At 66.5% G+C, this 22,379-nt stretch carries 27 protein-coding genes and 1 tRNA gene; 22 read left to right on the forward strand and 6 right to left on the reverse strand.

The features are described from left to right. Positions 1–106 precede the first annotated feature (106 nt). The 10 genes from glyA to B2Y21_RS13975 all read left to right on the forward strand — a co-directional run bounded on the left by glyA (position 107) and on the right by B2Y21_RS13975 (position 9,065). Positions 107–1,390: a serine hydroxymethyltransferase gene (gene glyA, locus B2Y21_RS13930; RefSeq protein ID WP_292060427.1), complete on the forward strand. Its 1,284-nt coding sequence runs from the start codon at positions 107–109 to the stop codon at positions 1,388–1,390. A 12-nt stretch (positions 1,391–1,402) separates the two neighbouring features. Further along, entirely contained in the window at positions 1,403–1,876 is a 474-nt protein-coding gene (gene nrdR, locus B2Y21_RS13935; RefSeq protein ID WP_003164743.1) for a transcriptional regulator NrdR, read from the forward strand. Next, entirely contained in the window at positions 1,876–2,502 is a 627-nt protein-coding gene (locus B2Y21_RS13940) for a RibD family protein (RefSeq protein ID WP_292060428.1), read from the forward strand. Before nrdR ends, B2Y21_RS13940 begins: the two co-directional genes overlap by 1 nt. A 78-nt stretch (positions 2,503–2,580) precedes the next feature. After that, a complete protein-coding gene (locus tag B2Y21_RS13945; protein ID WP_292060429.1) occupies positions 2,581–3,171 on the forward strand; it encodes a riboflavin synthase in 591 nt (196 codons plus the stop codon). Further along, on the forward strand, positions 3,168–4,304 hold the full coding sequence (gene ribB / locus B2Y21_RS13950; protein ID WP_292060430.1) for a 3,4-dihydroxy-2-butanone-4-phosphate synthase: 1,137 nt from the start codon (positions 3,168–3,170) through the stop codon (positions 4,302–4,304). Before B2Y21_RS13945 ends, ribB begins: the two co-directional genes overlap by 4 nt. Next, a complete protein-coding gene (gene ribH, locus B2Y21_RS13955) occupies positions 4,301–4,762 on the forward strand; it encodes a 6,7-dimethyl-8-ribityllumazine synthase (protein WP_292060431.1) in 462 nt (153 codons plus the stop codon). The genes ribB and ribH overlap by 4 nt, the downstream gene beginning before the upstream one ends. Before the next feature lie 41 nt (positions 4,763–4,803). Continuing rightward, the gene (nusB, locus tag B2Y21_RS13960) at positions 4,804–5,298 is read left to right on the forward strand and encodes a transcription antitermination factor NusB (protein ID WP_087141445.1); all 495 of its coding nucleotides are present in this window, start codon (positions 4,804–4,806) and stop codon (positions 5,296–5,298) included. Beyond that, the gene (thiL, locus tag B2Y21_RS13965; protein ID WP_292060432.1) at positions 5,285–6,274 is read left to right on the forward strand and encodes a thiamine-phosphate kinase; all 990 of its coding nucleotides are present in this window, start codon (positions 5,285–5,287) and stop codon (positions 6,272–6,274) included. Before nusB ends, thiL begins: the two co-directional genes overlap by 14 nt. Before the next feature lie 40 nt (positions 6,275–6,314). Next, positions 6,315–6,740, forward strand: a complete 426-nt coding sequence (locus tag B2Y21_RS13970; protein WP_292060433.1) for a hypothetical protein — start codon at positions 6,315–6,317, stop codon at positions 6,738–6,740. 174 nt (positions 6,741–6,914) lie between these two features. Then, entirely contained in the window at positions 6,915–9,065 is a 2,151-nt protein-coding gene (locus B2Y21_RS13975) for a sodium-translocating pyrophosphatase (protein WP_087141417.1), read from the forward strand. A gap of 166 nt (positions 9,066–9,231) precedes the next feature. Here B2Y21_RS13975 and B2Y21_RS13980 read toward each other — a convergent pair whose 3' ends face one another. Beyond that, positions 9,232–9,711 (reverse strand): outer membrane protein assembly factor BamE, encoded by a 480-nt coding sequence (locus tag B2Y21_RS13980; RefSeq protein WP_003164749.1) that lies wholly within the window; start codon positions 9,709–9,711, stop codon positions 9,232–9,234. An 89-nt stretch (positions 9,712–9,800) separates the two neighbouring features. Here B2Y21_RS13980 and B2Y21_RS13985 point away from each other — a divergent pair, with 89 nt between their 5' ends. The 7 genes from B2Y21_RS13985 to B2Y21_RS14015 all read left to right on the forward strand — a co-directional run bounded on the left by B2Y21_RS13985 (position 9,801) and on the right by B2Y21_RS14015 (position 13,953). Next, positions 9,801–10,328, forward strand: coding sequence for a ubiquinol-cytochrome C chaperone family protein (locus B2Y21_RS13985; RefSeq protein ID WP_292060434.1), 528 nt, complete (start codon positions 9,801–9,803; stop codon positions 10,326–10,328). Next, on the forward strand, positions 10,325–10,852 hold the full coding sequence (locus tag B2Y21_RS13990; protein WP_292060435.1) for a YceD family protein: 528 nt from the start codon (positions 10,325–10,327) through the stop codon (positions 10,850–10,852). Before B2Y21_RS13985 ends, B2Y21_RS13990 begins: the two co-directional genes overlap by 4 nt. Positions 10,853–10,954: 102 nt before the next feature. Beyond that, positions 10,955–12,025 carry a phosphate acyltransferase PlsX gene (gene plsX, locus B2Y21_RS13995; protein ID WP_292060436.1) on the forward strand — a complete coding sequence of 357 codons (1,071 nt, stop codon included), beginning with the start codon at positions 10,955–10,957 and terminating at the stop codon, positions 12,023–12,025. After that, positions 12,022–12,999 carry a beta-ketoacyl-ACP synthase III gene (locus B2Y21_RS14000; protein ID WP_292060437.1) on the forward strand — a complete coding sequence of 326 codons (978 nt, stop codon included), beginning with the start codon at positions 12,022–12,024 and terminating at the stop codon, positions 12,997–12,999. The genes plsX and B2Y21_RS14000 overlap by 4 nt, the downstream gene beginning before the upstream one ends. Positions 13,000–13,073: 74 nt before the next feature. Beyond that, complete coding sequence (locus tag B2Y21_RS14005) at positions 13,074–13,382, forward strand: integration host factor subunit alpha (protein ID WP_369822381.1); 309 nt, start codon at positions 13,074–13,076, stop codon at positions 13,380–13,382. Between the two features lie 5 nt (positions 13,383–13,387). Then, complete coding sequence (locus B2Y21_RS14010) at positions 13,388–13,804, forward strand: MerR family transcriptional regulator (RefSeq protein ID WP_292060438.1); 417 nt, start codon at positions 13,388–13,390, stop codon at positions 13,802–13,804. Between the two features lie 72 nt (positions 13,805–13,876). Next, positions 13,877–13,953, forward strand: a tRNA-Pro gene (locus B2Y21_RS14015). 65 nt (positions 13,954–14,018) lie between these two features. Here the strand turns inward: B2Y21_RS14015 and B2Y21_RS14020 are convergent. Continuing rightward, on the reverse strand, positions 14,019–14,234 hold the full coding sequence (locus B2Y21_RS14020) for a DUF2842 domain-containing protein (protein WP_292060439.1): 216 nt from the start codon (positions 14,232–14,234) through the stop codon (positions 14,019–14,021). Beyond that, on the reverse strand, positions 14,234–14,485 hold the full coding sequence (locus B2Y21_RS14025) for a transglycosylase (protein WP_292060440.1): 252 nt from the start codon (positions 14,483–14,485) through the stop codon (positions 14,234–14,236). Before B2Y21_RS14025 ends, B2Y21_RS14020 begins: the two co-directional genes overlap by 1 nt. A gap of 141 nt (positions 14,486–14,626) precedes the next feature. Here B2Y21_RS14025 and B2Y21_RS14030 point away from each other — a divergent pair, with 141 nt between their 5' ends. Next, on the forward strand, positions 14,627–15,682 hold the full coding sequence (locus B2Y21_RS14030; RefSeq protein ID WP_292060441.1) for a COX15/CtaA family protein: 1,056 nt from the start codon (positions 14,627–14,629) through the stop codon (positions 15,680–15,682). 63 nt (positions 15,683–15,745) lie between these two features. Here the strand turns inward: B2Y21_RS14030 and cobS are convergent, their stop codons facing one another. Together cobS and B2Y21_RS14040 are read right to left on the reverse strand one after the other, a co-directional pair. Then, positions 15,746–16,756, reverse strand: a complete 1,011-nt coding sequence (cobS, locus tag B2Y21_RS14035) for a cobaltochelatase subunit CobS (protein WP_200165349.1) — start codon at positions 16,754–16,756, stop codon at positions 15,746–15,748. A gap of 75 nt (positions 16,757–16,831) precedes the next feature. Next, positions 16,832–17,260 (reverse strand): organic hydroperoxide resistance protein, encoded by a 429-nt coding sequence (locus tag B2Y21_RS14040; RefSeq protein ID WP_292060442.1) that lies wholly within the window; start codon positions 17,258–17,260, stop codon positions 16,832–16,834. Between the two features lie 142 nt (positions 17,261–17,402). On the opposite strand from B2Y21_RS14040, the gene B2Y21_RS14045 reads away from it, so the two are divergent. Beyond that, positions 17,403–17,675 carry a hypothetical protein gene (locus B2Y21_RS14045; RefSeq protein ID WP_292060443.1) on the forward strand — a complete coding sequence of 91 codons (273 nt, stop codon included), beginning with the start codon at positions 17,403–17,405 and terminating at the stop codon, positions 17,673–17,675. Here the strand turns inward: B2Y21_RS14045 and B2Y21_RS14050 are convergent. Beyond that, the gene (locus B2Y21_RS14050; RefSeq protein WP_292060444.1) at positions 17,635–18,309 is read right to left on the reverse strand and encodes a J domain-containing protein; all 675 of its coding nucleotides are present in this window, start codon (positions 18,307–18,309) and stop codon (positions 17,635–17,637) included. The genes B2Y21_RS14045 and B2Y21_RS14050 overlap by 41 nt on opposite strands. Before the next feature lie 44 nt (positions 18,310–18,353). Here B2Y21_RS14050 and B2Y21_RS14055 point away from each other — a divergent pair, with 44 nt between their 5' ends. The 3 genes from B2Y21_RS14055 to B2Y21_RS14065 all read left to right on the forward strand — a co-directional run bounded on the left by B2Y21_RS14055 (position 18,354) and on the right by B2Y21_RS14065 (position 22,368). Then, entirely contained in the window at positions 18,354–18,656 is a 303-nt protein-coding gene (locus B2Y21_RS14055; RefSeq protein ID WP_292060445.1) for a BolA family protein, read from the forward strand. A gap of 144 nt (positions 18,657–18,800) precedes the next feature. Next, positions 18,801–20,594, forward strand: coding sequence for an ATP-binding protein (locus tag B2Y21_RS14060; RefSeq protein ID WP_292060446.1), 1,794 nt, complete (start codon positions 18,801–18,803; stop codon positions 20,592–20,594). A 76-nt stretch (positions 20,595–20,670) separates the two neighbouring features. Next, positions 20,671–22,368: a cisplatin damage response ATP-dependent DNA ligase gene (locus tag B2Y21_RS14065; RefSeq protein ID WP_292060447.1), complete on the forward strand. Its 1,698-nt coding sequence runs from the start codon at positions 20,671–20,673 to the stop codon at positions 22,366–22,368. The last annotated feature ends 11 nt before the right edge of the window (positions 22,369–22,379 follow it).

Consider the following 22,379-nt stretch of genomic DNA (forward strand, 5'->3'; position numbering starts at 1 on the left):
TATCCTGGCGCGCGCGATTGGGACCGGGCCACTAGATGTTGTGGTGTTCAGCGGCGCGGCCTAGATAGGGGCGCCGTTTTTGCTCCAGCCTTCGGGATGCCCGCCAGTGACCGCCTTCACCCACGACGCATACTTCTCCAAGAGCCTCGCCGACGCCGATCCGGCGATCTTCAAGGGCATCCAGGGCGAGCTTGGCCGCCAGAAGGAGCAGATCGAGCTGATCGCTTCCGAGAACATCGTCTCGCAGGCGGTGCTGGACGCGCAGGGTTCGGTCCTGACCAACAAATACGCCGAGGGCTATCCGGGCCGTCGCTACTACGGCGGCTGCGAGTTCGTCGACATCACGGAAGACCTGGCCCGCGAGCGCGCCAAGGAACTGTTCGGCGCCGCCTTCGTCAACGTCCAGCCCCACTCGGGCGCACAGGCCAACCAGGCGGTCTTCTTCTCCCTGCTGCAGCCGGGCGACACCTTCTTGGGCATGGACCTGGCCTGCGGCGGGCACCTGACCCACGGCTCGCCCGCCAACCAGTCGGGCAAGTGGTTCCGCCCTGTCACCTACAAGGTGAACGAAGACGACCATCTGATTGATTATGATCACGTTGCTGAGATGGCCCAGAAGGAGAAGCCCAAGCTGATCCTGGCCGGCGCCTCGGCCTATAGCCGCCACATCGACTTCAAGCGCTTCCGCGAGATCGCGGATTCGGTCGGCGCCTATCTGATGGTCGACATGGCCCACTATGCGGGCCTGATCGCGGGCGGCGTCTATCCCGACCCGATCCCGCACGCCCACGTCGTCACCACCACGACGCACAAGACCCTGCGCGGCCCGCGCGGCGGCATGATCCTGTCCAACGACCTGGACCTGGGCAAGAAGATCAACTCGGCCGTCTTCCCCGGCCTGCAGGGCGGCCCGCTGGAGCACGTCATCGCCGCCAAGGCCGTGGCCTTCGGCGAGGCGCTGAAGCCCGAGTTCAAGCTGTATGCCCAACAGGTCGTGAAGAACGCCCAGGCCCTGGCCGCCGTTCTGGTCGATCGCGGTCTGGCCATCGTTTCGGGCGGCACTGACAGCCACCTGATGCTGGTCGACCTGCGGCCCAAGGGCGTGACCGGCAAGGCCACCGAGCATGAGCTCGAAAAGGCCCTGATGACCTGTAACAAGAACGGCGTGCCGTTCGACACCGCGCCCTTCACCGTCACCTCGGGCGTCCGCCTGGGCACGCCGGCCGGCACCACGCGCGGCTTCGGCGAGGAAGAGTTCAAGCAGATCGGCCACTGGATCGCCGACGTCGTCTCCTCGATGAACGGCGGCGATGAAGCCGATCCGGCCGTCGTCGCGGGCGTGGCGGCCCAGGTGCGCGAACTGACCGCGCGCTTCCCGATCTATCGCTAAGAGGCCCATCGGATGAAGTGCCCCTTCTGCGGAAACGCCGACACCCAGGTGAAAGACAGCCGCCCGTCTGACGACGGCGCGGCCATCCGCCGCCGTCGGTCCTGCCCGCAGTGCAACGGGCGCTTCACCACCTTCGAGCGGGTGCAGCTGCGCGAACTGGTCATCCTGAAACGGAACGGCCGCCGCACCCCCTTCGACCGCGACAAGCTGGAACGCTCGCTGGGCATCGCCCTGCGTAAACGCCCGGTCCAGCCCGATCAGGTCGAGCTGCTGGTCAGCCGCATCGTGCGCCAGCTGGAAAGCCTGGGCGAGACCGAGATCCCGTCGCACATCGTCGGCGATTTCATCATGAAGGCGCTGAAGTCGGTCGATGAGGTCGCCTATGTCCGTTACGCCTCGGTCTATAAGGACTTCCGCCACACCAGCGACTTCGCCAAATTCCTCGGCGACGAGGGTTTCGACGAGACCAAGTCCGGCCAGGACTGATGCGCCCGCGCGTCACCCTTAAGCTGGCGACCTCCCTGGACGGCCGCATCGCCACGGCCACGGGCGAAAGCCAGTGGATCACAGGACCGCAGGCGCGCCTTCAGGGCCACCGCCTGCGCGCGGCGCATGACGCCATTCTGGTCGGCGTCGAGACAGTGCTGGCCGACGATCCCGAACTGACCGTGCGCCTTCCTGATCATGCCGGGCCGCATCCCTTGCGTGTCGTCCTCGACAGCCGTTTGCGGACCCCCGCGACGGCCAAGGTCGCATCCGGCAACACCCTGATCTTCACCACAGCCCAACTCCATCCCATCGGCCAGGCCGAGGTCGTCTCCGTCGCCGCCGATGACGGCCGCCCCGCCGTTTCCGCCGTCCTTGACGCGCTCGCCGCTCGCAACATCGGCTCCGTCCTGATCGAGGGCGGGGGCCGCGTCGCCGCCTCCTTCATCCAGGCGAGCGCAGTGGACGTGATCGAGTGGTTCCGCGCCCCGATCCTGCTGGGCGGGGAGGGCAGGCCCTGCATCGCCTCCCTGGCGCTTGCAAAGCTGGCCGACGCCCCCAAGTTCCGTCGTCTGGGCGTCGAGCCTGTCGGAGACGATCTGTGGGAACGCTACGCCCGCGACTGACGCCTCCTCAGGCGCGATTTCAGACGAATTAGACTAATTAGACTCTGTTTTTTTGGGTCCGAAGGGACCGGAGCTTTCATGTTCACCGGCATCGTCACCGACATCGGCCGCGTCCGCAGCGTCCGTGAAACCAACCGCGACCGTCGCTATGAGGTCGAGACCGTGTGGGACACGGCGACCATCGACCTGGGCGCCTCCATCAGCCACGCGGGCTGCTGCCTGACCGTTACGGAGAAGGGGGAGGGCTGGTTCGCCGTCGAGGTCTCAGGCGAGACCCTGTCCAAGACCAAGCTGGGCGACTGGCGCGAGAACACCCGCGTCAACCTGGAGCGCGCGGCGAAACTCGGTGATGAACTGGGCGGCCATATCGTCTCGGGCCACGTCGACGGTCTGGGCGAGGTCGTGTCCATCACCCCCGAGGGCGGGTCGCACCGCGTCGTGATCGAGGCGCCGGCGCCCCTGCACAGATTCATCGCCCCAAAGGGCTCAATCACGGTCGATGGGGTTTCCCTGACGGTGAATGGGGTGCATGAGCGCCGCTTCGACGTGAACATCATCCCGCACACGTGGGATGCGACCACCCTCGGCGGCCTGAAGGTCGGCGAAAAGGTCAATCTGGAGATCGACATGCTGGCGCGTTACCTCGCGCGGTGGCAGGAGACCGCATGATGAAATTGGCCGTCTACAACACCGACAGCCCGATCAGCTCGATCGAGGACATTATCGAGGACGCCCGCAACGGCCGCCCCTACATCCTGGTGGACGCCGAGGATCGCGAGAACGAGGGCGACATCGTCATTCCGGCCCAGTTCGCCACGCCGGACCAGATCAATTTCATGATCCGCTATGCGCGGGGCCTGGTCTGCCTGGCCCTGACGTCCGAGCGCGCCAAGCAGCTGCGCCTGCCGCCGATGGCCGCCGAGAACCGCGAGAGCATGGGCACGGCCTTCACCATCTCGATCGAGGCCAAGGAAGGCGTCACGACCGGTATCTCGGCCGCCGATCGCGCCCATACGGTCCAGGTGGCGGCCGATCCGTCGCGCACCGCCGACGACATCGTCTCGCCGGGCCACATCTTCCCCCTGGTCGCGCGCGACGGCGGCGTCCTGGTCCGCACCGGCCACACCGAGGCGGCCGTTGACATCAGCCGCATGGCGGGCCTGATCCCGGCCGGGGTGATCTGCGAGATCATCAAGGACGACGGGACGATGGCGCGGATGCCCGACCTGATCGCCTTCGCCCAACTGCATGGGCTGAAGATCGGCACCATCGCCGACCTGATCGCCTATCGCCGCCGCACCGAGCGCTTTGTCGAGCGCGTGATGGAGACGCCGTTCGAGAGCGTCCACGGCGGCGAATTCAAGCTGATCCTGTACCGCAACACCATCGAGGGCGCCGAGCATGTCGCCCTGGTGCGCGGCGACATCGACCCGACCAAGCCGACCGTCGTGCGGATGCACCAGGTTGACTTCGCCGCCGATCTGCTGGGCCATGTCGAGGCCCGCCAGGACTATATTCCGAAGGCGATGCAGGCGCTGGCGGCCCAGGACGGGCCGGGCGTCGTCGTCTTCCTGCGCGATCCCGACCTGCATGGTCTGGCCGAGCGGCTGGGCGGCGTCGCCAAGCCCGCGGCCGTGGATCGTTCGCTGAAAGCCTATGGCGTCGGGGCGCAGATTCTGCTCGACCTCGGCGTCAAAGACATGATCGTGATGAGTTCGACGCGACCCAATCCGACGGCGCTGGAAGGCTACGGCCTGCGCATCGTCGGCTGGCGCGACATGGACGGAGAAGACCAATCTTGAACGACCCCACTCGCGTCCTCATCGTCGAGGCGCGCTTCTACGACGAACTGGCCGACGCCCTTCTGGAAGGGGCGAAGGACGCCCTGCGCGCGCAAGGCGTTCAGTATGACGTCGTGACCGTACCCGGCGCCCTGGAAGTGCCGACCGTGATCGCCATGGCCGAGGAGGCCGGACGCTATCCGACCGCGCCGCGCTATGACGGCTATGTCGCCCTGGGCTGCATCATCCGCGGCGAGACCTATCATTTCGAGATCGTCTCGGATCAGTCGGCCGCCGGCATCCGCAATCTGGGTCTCAAGGGCCTGGCCATCGGCAACGGCATCCTGACGACCGAGGACGAGGATCAGGCCTGGGCCCGCGCCCGTCTCAGCGAGGGCGACAAGGGCGGCTTTGCGGCCCGCGCTTGCCTGGACCTGATCGCCATCCGCAAGCGCCTGCGCGGAGGACTGGCCTCGTGAGCGAACCGACCAACACCACCCCGGCCACCGTCGCCGAAGTCATGGCCCAACTGGCCGAGGCCGACAAAGCCCGCGCCGAGCCGCAGCTGACCAGCCGCCAGCGCCGCGCCCGCACAGTCGCCCGCCTGGCCGCCGTTCAGGCCCTGTATCAGATGGAGCTGGCGGGCGAGGGCGTCGATAGCGTCGTGCGCGAGTTCCGCAATCACCGCTTCGACGCCGACATCGACGGCGCGCCTCTGGCCGAGGCGGACGAGGACTGGTTCGCCGCCGTCGTGCACGGCGTGGTCGAGGACCAGCGCGCGGTGGACGAGGCGGTCAAGGCGCGCCTGGCCTCCAACTGGCGGCTGGAGCGTCTGGACGCGACCCTGCGCGCCTTGCTGCGCTGCGGCGCGTGGGAGCTGAAGCACAAGCCCGACGTGCCGCGTGAAATCGTGATCGACGAATACGTCGAGCTGGCCAAGGCCTTCTTCGACGATGCGGAGGCGAAGTTCGTGAACGCGGCGCTCGACGGCGTGGCGCGTGATGCCCGCGATTGACGTCGCAGGCGAATTCGAGACCATCCAGCGGCTGCTGAAGCCGCTGGCGCACCCGGAATGGGCGCGGGGGCTGGCCGACGATGTGGCCGCGCTGCCCTCGCGTCCGGGGCACGACCTCATCCTGACCAAGGATGCGATCGTCGAGGGCGTCCACTTCCTGCCCGACGACCCGCTGGACACGGTGGCGCAGAAGCTTTTGCGCGTGAACCTGTCCGACCTGGCCGCCAAGGGGGCCGAGCCGTTCGGCTATCTGCTGGCCTGCCACTGGTCCCCGCGCTGCGGCTGGCCCGAGCGCGAGGCCTTCGTCGCCGGACTGCGGCGCGATCAGGCCATCTTCGACATTTCCCTGCTGGGCGGCGACACGGTGAAGACGCCGGGACCGGCCAGCTTCTCGGCCACCCTGCTGGGCTGGGCGCCGTCGGGCGCAGCGGTCAGCCGGGCCGGGGCGCGGCCGGGCGATCTGGTCTTCGTCACCGGCACGATCGGCGACGGCTGGCTGGGTCTTCAGGCCGCTCAGGCGACGCTGAGCCTGGAGCCCGAGCGTATGGACGCGCTGGAGGCCGCCTATCGCACGCCTATGCCGCGCGTGGAGTTCGCGCCCGTCGTCCTGGGCCTGGCGACCGCCAGCGCCGATGTCTCTGACGGCCTTTTAGCCGACGCCGCCCATATCGCCGAGGCCAGCGGCGTCAGCCTGGAGATCGACCTGGAGCGGCTGCCCATGTCGGCGGCGGCCCAGGCCTGGTTCGAGGGACGGGTCGATCCGCAGGCGGCGCTGGAGCTGCTGGCCAGCGGCGGCGATGACTATGAGATTCTGCTGACCGTCCCGGCGGGGGCCGAAAACGCCTTGCGCCGCGAGGCCGAGCGGCGACATCTGCGTCTGACCTGCGTCGGGCGGGTGGCCGAGGGCAGGGGGCTGTCGCCGCGCTATCTGGGCCAGGTCATCACCCCGACCCGCACGGGCTGGACCCACGGCTGAGGGCAACGGAATCCTAACGGGACAGGGCCAGACTGCCGTCATGAACCGCCGCGCCCTGATCCTCGCCGTCGCCGGCGCCGCCCTGTCGGGGGCGGCCGCAGCAGCCTCGCCATCGGCGGAAACGACCGCTCAGCCGGCGAGCATCAACCTGACCGGCGTCGGCCTGCCGATCATCGTGGGCGGCCGGGTCCGGAACTACATCTTCGTGGTGCTGAAGCTGCATCTGGGTGAAGGCCATGCCCTGGATGCGGTGAAGGCCAAGGAGCCCTATCTGCGCGACGCCCTGGTCCGCGCCGGGCACCGCACGCCCTTCGTCCTGGCCGACGATTGGAACCAGGTGGACGCCCAGGCCCTGAGCGCCAGCCTGATCCGCTCGGCGGATACGCTGATCGGCAAGGGCGCGATCGCTCGCGTCGAGGTCGTCAGCCAGGCCGCGCGCCGCCGCACGACCGTTCGCGCCGTCTAAAAGAGCGCTGTTGCGCCACGGCTCTGCTTTTGGCACGATTTAGCCGCAATTCCCGAGGGGCGTGAATTTGCGTCCGTAAGCGCACGGGGGGACCGGAAGGCGGCCGAGAGGCGACAACGCCCGTAGCGCAGCCCATGGATCCGCGCGCCCAGTTGCATAGGGCTTGGAAACGCCATGACGTCATATCTTTGGCTGGTCATCGCGGCCGGCGCCCTGGGGGTGCTTTACGGCGCCGTCCAGACCGCCGCCTTGATGAAGGCCGACAGTGGTAATGAACGGATGCGTGAGATCGCCGCGGCGATCCAGGAAGGGGCATCCGCCTATCTGAAGCGTCAGTACACAACGATTGGCATTGTAGGGGTCGTGATCTTGGTCGCGGCCTATTTTCTTATCGGAACCTGGGCGGCGCTCGGCTTCCTGATCGGCGCGGTCCTGTCGGGCGCGGCGGGCTATGCGGGGATGCTGATCTCCGTGCGCGCCAACGTCCGCACGGCCCAGGCCGCGTCGCAGAGCCTGTCCAAGGGTCTGGACCTGGCCTTCCGCTCGGGCGCCATCACCGGCATGTTCGTGGCGGGCGGCGCGCTTCTGGGCGTGTCCGGCTACTACGCCTTCATGACACAGGGTCTGGGCCACGCCTCAACCAGCCGCGAGGTCATCGACGGCCTGGTGGCGCTGGGCTTCGGCGCCTCGTTGATCTCCATTTTCGCGCGACTGGGCGGAGGCATCTTCACCAAGGGGGCTGACGTCGGCGGCGACATGGTGGGCAAGGTCGAGGCGGGCATCCCTGAGGACGACCCCCGCAACGCCGCCACTATCGCGGACAATGTGGGCGACAACGTCGGCGACTGCGCCGGCATGGCCGCCGACCTGTTCGAGACCTATGCCGTCACCACGGTGGCGACCATGGTCTTGGCGGCCATCTTCTTCCGCAACCAGCCCTATGTGGATGTGCTGATGCTGCTGCCTCTGGCGATCTGCGGCGTCTGCATCGTGACCTCGATCATCGGGACGTTCTTCGTCCGTCTGGGCAAGAGCGGCAACATCATGGGGGCCCTGTATCAGGGGCTGATCGTGACCGGCCTGCTGTCGCTGGTCGCCGTCTGGTGGGTGATCAACACCTTGTTGCCGGGCGCGGTCGAGACCTCGGGCGGCCTGCTGATCCAGCCCATGAACCTGTTCTGGGCGGGCGCTGTGGGTCTGGTGGTGACGGCGGCCATCGTGGTCATCACCGAATACTACACCGGCACGGGCTTCCGTCCGGTGAAGTCGGTGGCCAACGCCTCGGTCTCCGGACACGGCACCAACGTCATCCAGGGTCTGGCCATGTCGCTGGAAGCCACGGCGCTTCCGGCTCTGACCATCATCGTCGGCATCGTCGCGGCCTATCAACTGGCGGGCCTGTTCGGCATCGCCATCGCCACCACGACCATGCTGGGCGTGGCGGGGATGATCGTGGCGCTGGACGCCTTCGGTCCGGTCACGGACAACGCGGGCGGCATCGCCGAAATGGCGGGCCTGCCGCCGGAAGTCCGCGTTTCGACCGACGCTCTGGACGCCGTGGGCAACACCACCAAGGCCGTGACCAAGGGCTACGCCATCGGTTCGGCGGGTCTGGGGGCGCTGGTCCTGTTCGCGGCCTATGTGGAGGATCTGAAGTTCTTCGCGGCCGAGGCGGCGCCGGGCAGCTTCTTCTACGGTCTGGGGACGGTCGCGTTTGATCTGTCCAACCCCTATGTCGTGGTCGGGCTGTTGTTCGGCGGCTTGCTGCCCTTCCTGTTCGGAGGGCTGGCGATGACGGCGGTGGGGCGCGCAGCCGAGGCTGTCGTGGCCGAGGTTCGGCGTCAGTTCCGCGAAAACCCCGGCATCATGACGTTCGAGACCAAGCCGGAATACGGACGGGCCGTCGACATCCTGACCAGCGCGGCCATCCGCGAAATGATCGTGCCGTCGCTGCTGCCGGTGCTGTCGCCGATCGTCCTGTTCGTCGTCATCCTGTTCATCCAGCCGGACAAGGCCAACGCCTTCGCCGCCTTGGGGGCCATGCTGATGGGGGTGATCGTGACGGGTCTGTTCGTCGCCATCTCCATGACGTCGGGCGGCGGCGCCTGGGACAACGCCAAGAAGGTGATCGAGGAAGGCTTCACCGACAAGAACGGCGTGGTTCACGGCAAGGGGTCCGAAGCGCACAAGGCCGCTGTCACCGGCGACACTGTGGGCGATCCCTACAAGGACACCTCCGGTCCGGCGGTAAACCCGATGATCAAGATCACCAACATCGTCGCGCTTCTGCTGCTAGCGGTGCTGGCGAGCGGTAAGATCGTCTGATCGCGTTTTGCTGAAACTGAAAACGCCCCGGAGAGCGATCTCCGGGGCGTTACCTTTTTTGCGGCATATGCTCGCGACGCGGTCGCTCGCGGCTTGGGGCCTGTTTGCGCCCTACGTTCGCGACGCGGTCGCTCACGACTTGTGGGCGCCTGTTTTGTAGGGGCCTTTAGTCCGGGCGGCGCTGGCCGGGGACGTCGTCCTCGGTGCGCGGCAGTTGGCCGCGGCCGACGTTGCCGAGCAGCTGTTCGAGGATGGTCAGTTGGCGGCCGCGGGTCGGGGTCTCGCGCCGCTCCATGGCGATCTGGCGGCCGTCTTCCAGGCCCAGGGTGCGGACGTTGGCGACCTTTTCACCGCCGTCGGCGAAGGTGATTTCGGTGACCGTGCGCTGCGACACTTCAGGCTTGTTGTAGGTGTAGCGCTGGGTTGTCTGGGTCAGGTAGTACCAGACGTTGTCGGTCTCGAAGGTCGAGGTGGTCGAGGGCGTGCCCAGCTTGGCCAGGACGGTCTCGCGGGTGTCGACGCCCGCCTCGATGTCCTGGGGCTTGGCGTCCACGGCCTGGAAGCCCTGGGTGGCGACAACCGGGGCGCAGGCGCCTGCAGCGGCGGCGAGCGAGGCGGCGATGATGAGCGACGTAAAACGGGGCATCGGCGATGGGCCTCTAGAAACAAGGTCTTTGACCTAACCGTCGCTGCGTCCTAGTGCAACGGCGCGGCGGAAAAGGGGCCGTAAAACCTATGTTCAAGACACTCTTCAGACGACAGACGCAAGAGCGCCAGGCGCAGGGCCTATACGCCCTGGCGGTGGAACAGGCGCGTCAGCCCGATTTTTACGCCCGCCTGGGCGTGGCGGATCGAATCGATGCGCGGTTCGAGCTCTACACCCTGCACGTCCTTCTGCTGTTCGTGCGGACCAAGGCCGAGGGCGAGCGCGGGGCCGACCTGGCCCAGAAAATGTTCGACACCTATGTCTCGGCTCTGGACAACGTCCTGCGCGAACTGGGCGTCGGCGACGTGTCCGTCGGCAAGAAGATGCGCAAGCTGGGCGAGGCCCTGTATGGCCGCATGAGCGCCTATGAGAAGGCGCTGCGCGAAGGCGACCGCGACGGCTTCCAGGCCTCGATCGCGCGCAATGTGTTCGAGAGCGAAGATCCCGCCGCCGGCGCTGAACTGACCCGCTATGCGCTGGAATCGCACGAACGCCTGGCGCGTCAGCCGATTTCCGCCGTGGAAAAGGCGCCGGACTGGGCCATGATCGTCGCATGACGATTCCCGCCCTGCCTTACAGCGACCCTGTCCGCCTGCATCAGATCGGGGCGAGCCTGTCCCGGCGTCTGGAGCCGGACGCCGAGGCGCGTCAGCGCATTGCGCGCGCGTTGAACCTGAAGTCGCTGGATCGCTTCGAGGCGGACCTGGAGGTGACGGCGACGGTTTCGGGCTGGCGCCTGACCGGGCGCGTCGTCGCTGACGCCGTTCAATCCTGCGTGCTCACGCTGGAGCCTTTGCCGGTTCACGTCGACGAGCGGTTCGAGGTCAACCTGGTCGAGGCCGTGGACACGCCGCCGTCGGACGATGGCGAGATCGACCTGGAGTTGGACGACGATTCGCCCGACGTGGTGGAGAATGGCCAGATCGACCTGGGCCAATACGCCGTGGAGCAGTTGGCCCTGCATCTGGACCCCTATCCCCGCAAGGACGGCGCGGTGTTTGAACAGCCGCCCGAGCCGGGCGAGATCTCGCCATTCGGCGTGTTGCGGGCCTTGAAGCCGAACGACTCCGACAAGAGTTGACCTAAGGGCGCCCCGGTTGCATCCACGCGGGGTGCGACATTTGCGTCTGCTCGCCTTAACATTGAAGCGCCGCGACAAGACGGCGACGGAGTCGATTTCCACTTGGCATCATCCACACTGATTTCGCTCGACGCCATGGGGGGCGACCACGGTCCTGCCGTCGTGGTCGGCGGCGTGAAGGCTTATTATTCGCTGTATGGCGGCGACGGCGTGCGTTTCCAGTTGCACGGGGACGAGGCGGCGATCCGCGCCGAGATGACGCGCCTGCACGTCTCGGACGAGCTTTGCCAGGTCCGACATACCGACAAGGTCGTCGCCATGGACGAAAAGCCCGCCCAGGCCATGCGCCGGGGCAAGGGCTCCAGCCTCTGGAACGCGATCGAGGCGGTCAAGACCGGCGAGGCCCAGGCCGCTGTCTCGGCGGGCAACACCGGCGCGCTGATGGCGATCTCCAAGCTGATCCTGAGGATGGCGGTCGACGGGCTGGAGCGCCCGGCCATCGTCGCCAGCTGGCCGACCAAGCGCGGCTTCACCGCCGTTCTGGACGTCGGAGCCAACATCGGCAGCGATGCGCGCCAGCTGGTCGAGTTCGCCATCATGGGCGAGGCCTTCCAGTCCGCCGTGCATGGCGTGGCGCGGCCGACGGTCGGCCTGCTGAACGTCGGCTCTGAAGAGATGAAGGGCCACGAAGAGGTACGCGAGGCCCACGCCGTGCTGCGCACCGACGCTGTGCCGGTGAACTACACCGGCTTCGTCGAGGGGCATGACATCGCCGCCGGGACGGTGGACGTGGTGGTGACGGACGGCTTCACCGGCAATATCGCCCTGAAGACGGCCGAGGGCACTGCGCGCTTCATCTCGGGCCTGTTGAAGGAGGCGCTGACCTCCGGGCCTCTGGCCAAGCTGGGCGCCCTGATCGCCATGCCGGCGCTGAAGAAGATGGCGCGCCGCATCGACCCCAGCAGCGTCAACGGCGGTCCTCTACTGGGCCTGAACGGCATCGTGGTGAAAAGCCACGGCGGCGCCACGGCCGAGGGTTACGCCAACGCCATCCGGGTGGCTGTCGAACTGGCCCGCAGTGACTATCTGACCAAGGTCAGCGCCAATTTCGCGCGTCTGGCGGCCGCGATGGACGAACCTGCGCCCGCCGTCATGGGAGAGACCGAACAGTGAGCGTCATCCGCAGCGTCGTCACCGGGGTCGGTTCCTTCCTGCCCGAACAGGTGGTCACCAACGCCGAGCTGGCCAAGATCGTCGACACCTCCGACGAATGGATCATCGAGCGCACCGGCATCCGTCAGCGTCACAAGGCCCGCGACGACGAGCCGACCAGCGATCTGGCGGTCAAGGCCGCCGAACGCGCCCTGGCCGACGCCGGCAAGACGGCGGCCGATGTCGATCTGATCATCGTCGCCACCACCACGCCGGACCAGACCTTCCCCGCGACGGCCGCCATCGTTCAGCGAAAGCTGGGCGCGCCGGTGGGCATCGCCTTTGACGTTCAGGCGGTCTGCTCGGGCTTCGTCTACGCCATGAGCGTGGCGGACGGCTTCGTCGCGCGTGGTCAGGCCAAATGCGCCCTGGTCATCGGCGCCGAGGAAATGACCAAGCTGATGGACTGGACGGACCGCACGACCTGCGTCCTGTTCGGCGACGGCGCCGGGGCCTTTGTGCTGGAGCCGGGCGCGGGGCAGGGGACCAAGGACGATCGCGGCGTGCTGGGCTTCGCCCTGCGCTGCGAGGGCGCCAAGGCTGACCTGCTCTATGTTGACGGGGGGCCGGCCACGACGGGTACGGTCGGCCATCTGCGGATGCTGGGCAATCAGGTCTTCCGCCATGCCGTCGTGAATATCGCCGAGGCCATCACCGCCGCGGCCGAAGTGGCGGGCGTCAGCATCCCCGAGATCGACTGGTTCGTGCCGCACCAGGCCAATCAGCGCATCATCAAGGGCGTGGGCGACCGCCTGGGCCTGGACGAAGGCAAGGTCATCTCGACCGTGGCCATGCACGCCAACACCTCGGCCGCCTCCATCCCTCTGGCGATGGACGTCGCCATCAAGGACGGGCGCATCAAGAAGGGCGATCTGGTCCTGGTCGAGGCCATGGGCGGCGGCCTGACATGGGGCGCGTGCGCCTTCCGATACTAGATTTGCATTGAGGACTTTGATTTCCGGCCGTTTTGCCCTTCAATGCCCCGCCAATTGATTGCGGGGAGATGCAAGTGGCCGGACATCAGACGCTTACCCGTGCGGATTTGTGCGAAGCGGTCCACGAAGAGGTCGGGTTGTCCCGGCAGGAATGCTCCGGACTGGTCGAGCGCACGCTGGACCTGATCGTCGATTCTCTTGAGCAGGGCGAGACGGTCAAACTGTCGGGCTTCGGCGTCTTTCAGGTCCGTGAGAAACGCGCCCGCATGGGACGCAACCCCAAGACCGGCGAACCGGCCGCCATCAACCCCCGCCGCGTCATCAGCTTCCGCGCCTCACAGATCATGAAGAGCCGGGTGCACGACGCCGTCGTCGAGACCTGAGACCCTTGGCCAAAAGCCCCAAAGCCTTCCGCACCATTTCTGAAGCGGCCGATGAAGTCGGCGCCCCCCAGCATGTGCTGAGGTTCTGGGAGACGAAGTTCGACTTCATCGCTCCGGTGAAGCGTGCGGGCGGCCGCCGTTTTTATCGCCCCGACGACGTCATGGTGCTGAAGGCTGTGCGGCGGCTGCTGCATGACGAGGGGCTGACGATCCGCGGGGTGCAACGTCTGGTGCAGGATCAGGGGCTGGCGCGCCTGACGGCCTATGCCGACCCGACCGCGACGCTCGAGATCGATTCGGGGGATCGGGCTGAAACGACGGCGGAGGCCGCGCCGATTCCGGTTGCGACGGCGCGTCTTGAAGCTCTGTTGAGCGAACTGGAGACGGCCAAGGCCCAGTTGGAGGCCGTTCTGCGCCGCTAAGACGGAAGTTGTTGTCGATAGAGCGTTTTAGGGTTTGCGGAGCACCGAACCGCCGTCTATAGGGAGCGCCTTCGGAGCGTGGCGCAGCCTGGTAGCGCACTTGACTGGGGGTCAAGGGGTCGCAGGTTCGAATCCTGTCGCTCCGACCATTTGCTGAGGGTTATCAGCAGGCTGAAACGGCCGGTGAGGGAAACCTCACCGGCCGTTCTGCTGTTCAGGCCCTGGTCTTGTCCTCGGGCTCGCGCTCGGCCCAACGCAGCAGGGGAATGAGCGGCACGCCCCAGCCGATCCCCGCCACGGCGAAGAAGATCAGGTCGATCCACCAGGCGTCCGGCAGATGATCATGCAGGGTCACGGCGCCCCATACCCAGAAGGCCAGGAAGAAGACGACGGCCAGGGTGGCGACGAAACGGCGGGCGCGAGGCGGCATCAGCGCTTGCTCCGGAACAGGAAGAAGGCGACCAGGCCCAGGACGACGGCCGCAAAGGCCCAGGGCAGCCACTCCCAGTCGGCCAGGGTGGCCACGGCGAACACCCGCACGGCCAGGAAGGCGCCGCAGGCGCCGCTGACCAGGGCGACCAGAACGGTCCCGCCCAGGCCGCGGCGGCCCGTCAGCAGGTCGGCGACCCAGGCCAGGCCCAGGGCCCCGACCAGGGCGATGGCGATCTCGACATATTGCACCGCTTGGCGCTCCCCTTGAATGTTGTGCGACGCTTTGGCGTAGAAACCGACTCGATCTTGCCTCGCGGGAGGGGCATATCCCTCGGTTCCGCCGCCCGCGAAAGAGGCGGCAAGCATATCGGGGCGAACGGCAGGCGTCGAATGAAGCGTATTGGTGAATTGGACCACAGCCGCGCGGTGGCGCTGTGGCTGTTTTTCTGCGCGGCCTTGGTGTTCGCCATGGTGGTGGTCGGGGGCGCGACGCGACTGACCGGCTCGGGCCTGTCGATCACGGAATGGAAGCCCATCATGGGCGCCCTGCCGCCGATGAACCACGCCGACTGGGTCGAGGCGTTCGACAAGTACAAGGCCATCCCCCAGTACGTCGAGGTCAACGCCGGCATGAGCATGGCGGAGTTCCAGTACATCTTCTGGTGGGAATGGGCGCACCGTCTGCTGGGCCGTCTGATCGGCGTGGTCTTCGCCGTGCCCTTCGTCCTGTTCTTAGTCTTCCGCGCCATCCCGCGCCGCCTGATTGGGCGCTGTGCGATCCTGTTGGCTCTGGGCGGCCTGCAGGGGCTGATCGGCTGGTGGATGGTGTCTAGCGGCCTGGCTGAGCGCATCGATGTGGCGCCGGAACGGCTGACGACCCACCTGGGCCTGGCCTTCCTGATCTTTGCTGGACTGATCTGGACGGGGCTTGAGGCCTGGTCCGGCTCTGACTTCACGCGCGCGCCGCGCGGCTGGAGCTGGGGCGCTGGCCTGCTGCTGGGCGGCGTCTTCTTCCAGTGTCTGCTCGGCGGCCTGGTGGCCGGGGCCAAGGCGGGCATGATCTATACCGACTGGCCGATGATGAACGGCGCCCTGTTCCCGCCGGTCGAGTGGGGGCAGGGGGCGTTGACCTTCCTGCACGATCAGGGGCTGGTGCAGTTGAACCACCGGATCGGCGCCTATGTGCTGCTGTTCGCGGGCACCTTCTATGCGGTTCAGGCCCTGCGCGGGCGCCTGGGCGAGGGGCTGGGCGCCTCGGCCCTGGTTCTGGCGGGCGCGCTGTGGCTGCAGGCGGGGCTGGGCGTCCTGACGCTGATTCACGCCGTACCGGTGACGCTCGGCGTGCTGCACCAGGCCGTGGCGGCGCTGGTGCTGGCGACGGCTACGGTCAATCTGTGGCTGGTGCGGCGTTCACGTCCGAGGATGTTCGTCTCGGGACTTCGCTAAGAAAAAAAGGCCGCCTTCCTCGATCGGGAAGGCGGCCTTCTCAATTGCGCGAGGGGGAAGCCTCTAGCCGATCTTCACCCGAGTGGCGGATTCCGGTAGGTCTTCGCCGAAGGCGCGCTGATAGAATTCGGCGATGGTCGGCCGTTCCAGTTCGTCGCACTTGTTCAGGAAGGTCAGACGGAAGCTCAGGGCCACGTCGCCGCCGAAGATGATGGCGTTCTGGGCCCAGGTGATGACCGTGCGGGGCGACATGACGGTCGAGATGTCGCCGTTCATGAAGGCGTTGCGGGTCATGTCGGCGACACGGACCATGGCGGCGATGCGGCGCTTGCCCTCGGCGTCGTTCCACTCGGGCACCTTGGCGGCGACGATCTCGGCTTCCACGTCGTGGTCGAGATAGTTGAGCGTGGTGACGATGTTCCAGCGGTCCAGCTGCGCCTGGTTGATCTGCTGGGCGCCGTGGTACAGGCCCGTGGTGTCGCCCAGGCCGACCGTGTTCGAGGTGGCGAACAGGCGGAACCACTTGTTCGGACGAATGACGCGGTTCTGATCCAGCAGGGTCAGGCGGCCCTGCGCCTCCAGCACGCGCTGGATCACGAACATGACGTCCGGACGGCCCGCGTCATATTCGTCGAACACCAGGGCGACCGGGCGCTGCAGCGACCACGGCAGGATGCCCTCGCGGAATTCGGTGATCTGCTTGCCTTCCTTCAGGACGATGGCGTCCTTGCCGATCAGGTCGATGCGGCTGACGTGGGCGTCCAGGTTGACGCGAACCATGGGCCAGTTCAGGCGGGCGGCGACCTGCTCGATGTGGGTCGACTTGCCGGTGCCGTGATAGCCCTGAACCATCACGCGGCGGTCGTAGGCGAAGCCCGCGCAGATGGCGAGCGTCGTCTGGGGATCGAAGCGATAGGATTCGTCGATCTCGGGCACGTGGCTGTCGCGCGTCTCGAAGGCGGGCACGACCATGTCGGAGTCGATGCCGAACGCTTCCTTCAGCGTGACCTTGCGGTGCGGTTCAAGGATGACGAGCGGATCGGGGGAGGCGTCGAGCGGAGAGGTCATGACCATCCACCTAGCGCCCTCGCGCGCGCGGCTCAACACGCGCGAGGGGCCGGATGATTTATTCGCCCTGGGCCGGTCGGATTATTCCGCCGACAGGTCTACGTCGACGTTGCCGCGCGTGGCGTTGGAATAGGGGCAGACCTGGTGCGCCTTCTGGATCAGGTCGTCGATAACCGCACGATCCAGCCCATGGTCCGCCACCCGCAGGGTCACGTCGAGATTGAAGCCTTCGCCGCGGGTGTTCTTGCCGAAGCCGATCCCGGCCGAAACCTTGGTGTCCGGGCCGACCGGCGTACCCGCCTTGCCCGAGACCAGCCGCAGAGCGCCCAGGTAGCAGGCGGCGTAGCCCGTGGCGAAAAGCTGCTCAGGATTGGTCCCGTCGCCGCCCTTGCCGCCCATTTCGGTCGGAACGGACAGGCGAACGTCGATCTTGCCGTCGTCAGTGGCCGATCGGCCTTCGTCGCGGCCTCCGCCAGAGGCCGTGGCGTGGGCGCGGTACAAGACTTCCATCTGTGGACTCCTTATCCCCAGACTGGGGATGAATGGGGGATGATGCAGAGGCAACGCCTGTCAGAAACAACGGTTCTGTGATTCGGAAATTCGGCAAGGGGGTGTTAACAATTAGGCATCGCTCCCGTCGGGGGAGAGGGACATGGAAACGCACACGCAATATTTTTGCTACGTTTATGATGCGCCCGGAAGGACGCCTCAGATGTTCCCCTTGGAGGCCGACAGCTTCACCGAGGCGATCCAGGAAACCCAGCGTATGATGCTGGACGAGTCCGGGGCCGAGGTCTTTGCAGAAATCTGGGATTCCTCGGCCGTCGGTCAGGCCATGACCCGTGTCGACGCCTTGCCGGGTGAAGGCGGGCTGTTGCGGTCGCTCAGGCGTGCCCGGCCTTTTTCAAGGTTTTCCAGGCCTTGATGACGCTCTGAAGTTTGGCTTCTGCGCCGCGATCGCCGCCGTTGGTGTCGGGGTGAAAGCGTTTGAGCATCTCGTGGTAGCGAGCCTTGATGGCGGCCTTGTCGGCGCCCGGCTCCAGGCCCAGGTCGGCCAGGGCGGTGCGTTCAAGGCGTCCCATCGCATGATGGGGGTCGTTCTGGACGGGAGCGTCAGCGTTCACCCTGCGACCGAACAGGCCGAAGCTGTCGCGCCACGAGCCGGCGCCTGAATTGTTGGCTGTGCCGAACTTCGCCGCAAAGGCGGCGGCCTCGCGCGTCTGCGGGCCTGCCTTCATCTGCCAGGTGGGGCGGCCGCCGGTCATGGCCTCGTTTTCCTGAGCAGCGCGAATCTGGCCCTCGTTCATACCGGCGTAGAAGTTCCAGCTCTTGTTGTATTGGCCTGCGTGCACCTGACAGAAGTTGTAGAACTCGTTCAACTGCTCACGCGACTTCGGGGCGCGCGCCGTGGCCGGGCGCGTGCAGTCGGCCCAGTTGCAGGGCTTCTCGCCGGGCTTGAGACGCAGGACATCCTCCGCCGGTTCCTGTTCCTCGTCCGGACGCGGCGGCTTCACCCGAATGTCGGTGAAGCGAGGCTTGTATTGAAAAGACGCAGACATCCCCCGAAGTGTAAGGCCGAATTGGACAGCTTCAAGGAGTTCCCATGTCTGACGGCCCGATCGCGACGGTTATGCGCGAAAAACTGACTGCGGCCTTCGCCCCAGTGCGTCTGGACCTGGAGGACGACAGCTGGAAACACGCCGGTCATCACCATGAGGGCGGAATCGACGCCCGTGACGGCGGCGAGAGCCATTTCCAGCTGACCATCGTTTCAGACGCCTTCTCGGGGCAGAACCGCGTGGCGCGCCAGCGGGCGGTCAACGCCGTGTTGAAGGCGGAGCTGGCCGGGCCGGTTCATGCGCTTTCGATCCGGGCGCAGACGCCGCAAGAGGCTCAACCCAAATAAAAGCCGGGCGCGGAAGAAATTCGGATTACGTAGTTATCCGCATTCATATCGTCTTAGAACCTTTCGCCCTAGCGTCCGCACCCGAAGCATTTTGCAGCGGGCGGGGGCGTCGCGATGGTTGGATCTGACGGGTTCACAAAGGGGATGGAAGGGGCGCAGGCGCCGGGCGAAGCGGCCCAGGCTCTGACCGCCATCCTGCAGACCCATTATCTGCGCTACCTCATCATCGTCAGCTGGGCGCTGGGCTTGATCGCGACGGTCGGCCTGGCGCACGGCCTGATCTGGTTTGTGGCCACCTTGGCGGCGGGCTCTTTGCGCGGCGTGGTCGAGAAACGAGTCAGTCAGAACGCCGGCGCCGGCTGGGGCCTGGTGTTCCCCGCAGTGGCGACGGCCACCACGGCGGTTTGGGCCGTGGCGCCGCTGCTGGCCTGGTTCTCGCCATCGCTGTTCGGGCGCGAGTTGGCTATCGGTCTTTTGATGTCCGGCTATGTGCTGGTGTTCGCCCAGCTGCGAAATTCCCCGCGCCAGGCCATCCTGATCTCCTCGCCCTATGGCGTCGCGGCGGCGATCATCGCCGTCAGCCTGATCGGCAACCCCATCTTCTGGCCTTTCGTAGCCCTGGCGCCGTTTACGGCGGCCAGTCTGTTCGTTTTGGTCACCATGACCATGCTGCGCGAGGAGCGGATCCGCGCCTTCCAGGAACATCAGGCCCATCTCATCGAGGAACTGGAAGCCGCCCGCGACAAGGCTGATGCGGCCAATGAGGCGAAGTCCAACTTCCTGGGCGTCATCTCTCATGAACTGCGCACGCCGATGAACGGGGTGTTGGGCGCGGCGCAACTGCTCAGCTCGACCCGGTTAGAAGGGGCGCAGCGCGAGTATCTGTCCATCATCCGCAACTCGGGCGACAATCTGCTGAGCCTGCTGAACGACATCCTCGACATGACGAAGATCGAGGCGGGCCGCATGAATTTTGAATCGGTAGACGTGAATCTGGAGGATTTGCATCGCCGCATCGTTGGCCCGTTCGAGGCCCAGGCTGAGGCGAAGGGCCTTGAGTTCATCACCGAATTCGAGGGCGATGTTCCCGCCGTGGTGCGAGGCGACCCTTTGCGAGTCTGTCAGGTCGTGCAGAATCTCCTGTCCAACGCGGTCAAGTTTACGGATCAAGGCACGGTGCGGTTCGTGACGCGCGGGCGTCGTGTCTCGGAGCGTCGTGTGGCCTTTGAGTTCGCCGTGATCGACAGCGGCGCGGGTATTTCCGAAGACGACATGGAACAACTGTTCCAGCCCTTCACTCAGGTCGACGCCTCCTCGACGCGACGGTTCGGGGGCACGGGTCTGGGGCTGACGATCTCGCGACGCCTGGCCAACATCATGGGCGGAGAGATTTCCGTGACCTCGCGTCTGGGCGAAGGCTCGACCTTCACCTTTGCTGTTGAGGGCGAAGTGGTGGCCTGGCGCGCCGCCGAGACTGCGACCGTCGTTGCTGGCGATGTCATGGCAGGCGACGGGATGGAAGTGCTGGTGGTCGAGGATCACCCCGTCAATCGCATGATCCTGGAGGCCTGGATGGCGTCCACGGGACGACGCACCAGCATGGCCGAGAACGGACAGGAGGCGGTTGACGCCGCTCGTGACCAGCGGTTCGACCTGATCGTCATGGACGTCAACATGCCGGTCATGGATGGGCTGGCGGCGACGCGCCTGATCCGTGAGGGCGGTGGGGCCAATGCGGAGACGCCTATCATCGTGCTGTCGGCCTCTGCGCGGAACGAAGATCATGAGGCGGGGCTGGCGGCGGGCGCTGACGCCTATCTGAACAAGCCGATCGATTTCCGCAGCCTGTCGGCTCTGATGGTCCACGCTCAAGGCGGACGGGCGGCGTTGCGTCGCCTCGCGGAGCAGGATGTGGGCGACGAGGCGGCGGCCGCTTGATCCTGTGAACAGAAGCCGAGGGAAACCTGCGGCTTCTATGCCGTTGTGCAGGGGCGCCTGAAGAGCTGGAGCCCGATTGCGTCCTTTCGCCGAACTGCTGGATCGCCTGTCGCTGACGACCTCGCGCAATGCGAAGCTGATTCTCTTGCGCGACTATCTGAGGGCGACGCCCGATCCCGATCGCGGCTGGGCGTTAGCCGCGTTGACCGGCGATCTGAGCTTCGCCACGGCCAAGCCCGCCATGATCCGCAAGGCGGTCGAGGCGCGGGTCGACCCGGTGCTGTTCGGCTGGTCCTACGACTATGTTGGTGATCTGGCCGAGACGGCGGCCCTGATCTGGCCGCGCGATCCGAGGCATCGCGCCAATCGCGAGCCGGAGCTGGGCGAGGTGGTGGACGCCCTCATGCGGGCGAACCGCGTCGAGGCGCCGGCTCTGATCGAAGGTTGGCTGGACGCGCTGGAGCCCAAGGGGCGCTGGGCCTTGTTGAAACTAGTGACGGGCGGTCTGCGCGTGGGTGTGTCGGCGCGGCTGGCGCGCACGGCCGTGGCCATGATGCGTCCGGCGACCGCGATCGATCCGCCCAGCCCGGATGGGCGGGAGGCGACGCAAAGCCTGGCGCCGATCACGGTCAGCGACATCGAGGAAGTCTGGCACGCGTTGAGGCCGCCCTATGAGGACTTGTTCGCCTGGGGAGAGGGGCGGGCAGGGCAGCCCAGCGCGGACGCGCCCGGCCGGTTTCGTCCCGTCATGCTGGCGACCGCTCTGGACGAAGGGCTGGATCTGCCGCGTCTGGATCCGGCTGACTTCGTCGCCGAATGGAAGTGGGACGGCATTCGCGTCCAGGCGGTGCGCGAGGGCGGGCAGACGCGCCTCTATTCCCGCACGGGCGACGAGATTTCAGCCGCCTTTCCCGATGTGACGGCGGGGCTGCACTTTGAAGGAGCGGTAGACGGCGAGCTTTTGGTGATCCGCGACGGGGTGGTGGCGCCGTTCGGCGACCTGCAGCAACGGCTGAACCGCAAGACGGCGAGCGCCAAGCTGATGCAGGACTATCCCGCGGGCATCCTGGCTTATGATCTTCTGGCCGAAGGGGCGGAGGATCTGCGCAGCCTGACCCTGGTCGAGCGGCGGGGACGGTTGGAGCGAATGGCGGCCGAGCATGACGGCGAGCGGTTGGGCCTGTCGCCGCTGCTGGAGTTCGCAGATTGGGACGATTTGGCGGCCCTGCGCGCCGATCCGCCTGTGGGCGCTGCGGCCGAAGGGCTGATGCTGAAGCGCCGTGACAGCCTGTACGTGTCGGGTCGCCCCAAGGGGCCGTGGTTCAAGTGGAAGCGCGACCCGCACGTCATCGACGCCGTGTTGATGTACGCCCAGCGCGGGCATGGGAAACGCTCCGGCTATTACTCCGACTACACCTTCGGCGTCTGGGCGGAGGAGGGGGCGCTGGCGCCCGTCGGCAAGGCCTATTTCGGCTTCACCGACGAAGAGTTGAAGCAGATCGACAAATTCGTACGCGACCACACGACGGATCGCTTCGGCCCGGTCCGCGCGGTCCGCGCCGAGCGCGATTTCGGTCTGGTGCTGGAGATCGCCTTCGAGGGATTGCAACGCTCTACACGCCATAAATCAGGCGTGGCCATGCGCTTTCCTCGCGTCAGCCGTATCCGCTGGGACAAGCCGGCGCGCGAGGCCGACACCCTCGAGTCCGTTCTGGACCTGCTGGACGCCATCGAACGCGGCGGCGGGCGGGTCAGCGCGGGCGAAAAAGCTTGACCGGCGGGGCT

The organism is Brevundimonas sp. UBA5936 (genome assembly GCA_002430835.1).
Taxonomy (GTDB): domain Bacteria; phylum Pseudomonadota; class Alphaproteobacteria; order Caulobacterales; family Caulobacteraceae; genus Brevundimonas.